Origin of the sequence: Pseudoalteromonas sp. TAB23 (genome assembly GCF_000498075.1) — a bacterium.
GTDB lineage: Bacteria > Pseudomonadota > Gammaproteobacteria > Enterobacterales > Alteromonadaceae > Pseudoalteromonas > Pseudoalteromonas arctica.
Map to the genome: position 1 here is coordinate 1 of NZ_AUTP01000065.1, position 2,607 is coordinate 2,607.

A 2,607-nucleotide genomic window follows, 5' to 3' on the forward strand; every position below is an offset into this window, starting at 1 on the left:
CAGCCGATATGCTTGCTATCGCGAAGCAGCAATTTGATGAGCAAGGCATAGCAAGCCGCGTTAATATTCATAACGGACCTGTTAATAAATTATCGGTTAAAGCCGATGCCGTTTTATGTTTATTGGTAATGCATTTTGTACAAGATAACGGCGATAAAAAAGAGTTATTAAAAGCGATTAAAGGAAGCCTTAAAAAAGACGCCAACCTTTATATTGCAGATTTAATGCGCCCTGAAACTTCATTTGAGCGCGAAGCCCAGCTTACAACGTGCGCGCAATTGGGTTTAACCGAAACAGGTAAAACACAAACAGGGCACGACTTAGAAAATGAGTTTTACCCGCTTGATAGAATGCGCTTTAGCGAACTGCTAAATGAGTGCAAATTTGGCATTCCTAAACTTTATTTTAAAGCGCTAGGTTTTAGTGGGTATGTAGTTTAAGTTTTACAAGCTGAACAAGCACCCGCGATTCAGCACCAATAAAAACACCGAACTAACAAGTTCGGTGTTTTAATATAACCTCTCTAAACTCCGAAGTTTCTCTAAGCGTAGCTCGGTTAAGCGAAGCGCCACCCGACGGGGAAGTTAAATGGTAGCTCACATAGTGTAATGTAAACTTAAAATTGTATATCAGGTTTATAGCCTTGAGGTTGGAGTAAGTCTTCATTCTGCAGCAATATATCAATCCCCATCTCGGTTATAGAATAAGTATAAAAATCGCATTCACTTTGTTGATCTGTTTCAATAGCTTTACTTAAATATCCCATTCTTTCTAACTTGATCAACGATATTTGCAAAATAGAGTCATCTGTAGAACTAAAGTTATTAGAAATTCTATAAAATGGGAGACCATCAGGGTCAGACGTATAACTTTGTAGACAAGCTGCTAAAAATTTATAATCTTGTGCCTTAAGGTTATAAACTGATGGATTCGCAATATTTCTTTTTATCCCAGAGCTATTTTGATTATTGATCACTCCTAGCCTTTCTGCTTCAGCTTTAATTAATGTACAAGCACGGTTAGTCGCTGAAACCAAATCATAATCAGAACGTCCAGAATCATAATCAGCAGGAGTTACTCCTAATAAATCGGTTGGTAGATGCATTTCAATATCGCGAGGCTTCAGGATAAATGATCTAGATTTACCTATAGCTCCAACGAATAATCCCATTTCAAAAATTACATTATCTCTTACGACATGTTCTTGTCTATTTCGGATCGTAGCGATATCTTCTGGAGCAAATATAAATAGTGCAAAATCTACAAATGACGACTTTTCAACAAGATCATCGATCACTGTTGATGAGAGTTTAAAAGTACCATTTTTCCATAGCGTTACTTCAAATTCATGGTCTAAATTAACATTTACAGCTTCAGCTACGGGTAAGCTTTCAACTGAAGAAGCTATAAATAGTCTTGGTTTTCTCAACTTATTGTCTCCTTACTTAATTGAGTTTTCTTTTAGCAATAAGAATAAAGTTATATGTTTTTAGTATCTGCTTATTACATTAATACTAAAATGTTTAGCTTGCTACCATACTAGCAAAAATCCTAACCAATCTCTCCAAGTGCTTTCATCGCGGCTTGTGCTTTGTCTGTTTGTACAAAAATATGGTCGTGATAAAACGCAGCTACCACATTAGCGCTAATGCCATGCTCAGTCAGCTTTGCAGATATCGCAGCAGTTAGCCCAACGGCCTCTAAGCTTGAATGTACGTTAAGGGTAATTAAATTATATTTACCCTCGTAAGTAATACCTGCTTTATCGGCGGTTTCAGCTTTTAAAATAAGGGTTAGCCCTTCCTCTTCAATATAAGTGGCAAGTGGCTCTAAATGAACATAATCAGCCAATTTTCCTGCTAAGCAACAAAAAATATACTCGCCTTGCTTAAGCGCTGGCTGCATTGATTTTAATAATTCGTTTAACTCTAAAATTCCGGCCATGGTCGTTCCTTACAATGTGTTATTTAGTGATTTTTAGCTGCGCGACTAGCTCGCTTAATCTCGCAATTTTTATATTACTTAACTGTCTATAATCAAAATATGGGCACACAATAATGTTGTTACTGGTGTCTATTGCAAACTCGTCGTCAAGCCAATCAAATTGTGCATGTAACTTACCTTGTTGTAATAAGTTTTTAGCGTGCGTACGACCGGCAATTATGTGTAACTGGTTTTTATTGCTAGCAGCTTTATTTGCACACGTAATAGTAATGTTGGGCGCGCTAAATAGCAGGGCGTTTTTACTATTTTTTTGCAGTAAATACTCATCGCGATATTGTTGCCAAGTAGGGGCTTGTTTAGCAAATGAATAATGCTCACTTGGCAGGGCAAATAGCACTTTTGCGTACACGTTAAACACTTTGCGCCAACCATTACCACAGTGCTGGTTTATGGTATTTATTTGCTCATTTATAACCGGTTCTAGGCATTCAAGTGTTTCAAAAAACGGCATTGGCGGCGCTTTTGCTACGTATACCGCCACGCTAAATTGCGTATCACCTAAGCCAACTAATTGGGTATTCAAGTTAGTTAGCCTTGTTTTGCGCTAAAATACGGTCGAGGTTATTTGCAAAGTTTTGGCGATCGGTTTGGCTAAGTGGCGGC

4 protein-coding genes and 1 pseudogene are annotated in these 2,607 nt (G+C 37.7%); 1 reads left to right on the plus strand and 4 read right to left on the minus strand.

The window, feature by feature from the left end; genetic code table 11:
• Positions 1–440: class I SAM-dependent methyltransferase (locus tag L654_RS0101600; RefSeq protein WP_024607051.1), on the plus strand; the 440-nt coding region annotated here is incomplete at its 5' end.
• Between the two features lie 176 nt (positions 441–616).
• Here L654_RS0101600 and L654_RS0101605 read toward each other — a convergent pair.
• The 4 genes and pseudogenes from L654_RS0101605 to L654_RS1000000128635 all read right to left on the minus strand — a co-directional run.
• Positions 617–1,429: a nucleotide-binding protein gene (locus tag L654_RS0101605; RefSeq protein WP_024607052.1), complete on the minus strand. Its 813-nt coding sequence runs from the start codon at positions 1,427–1,429 to the stop codon at positions 617–619.
• Between the two features lie 122 nt (positions 1,430–1,551).
• Positions 1,552–1,944, minus strand: a complete 393-nt coding sequence (locus L654_RS0101610; protein ID WP_024607053.1) for an ACT domain-containing protein — start codon at positions 1,942–1,944, stop codon at positions 1,552–1,554.
• Positions 1,945–1,963: 19 nt separating this feature from the next.
• The gene (locus tag L654_RS0101615) at positions 1,964–2,527 is read right to left on the minus strand and encodes a hypothetical protein (RefSeq protein WP_024607054.1); all 564 of its coding nucleotides are present in this window, start codon (positions 2,525–2,527) and stop codon (positions 1,964–1,966) included.
• A 1-nt stretch (position 2,528) separates the two neighbouring features.
• Positions 2,529–2,607: pseudogene (locus L654_RS1000000128635) on the minus strand (YaiI/YqxD family protein); the annotation flags it as partial.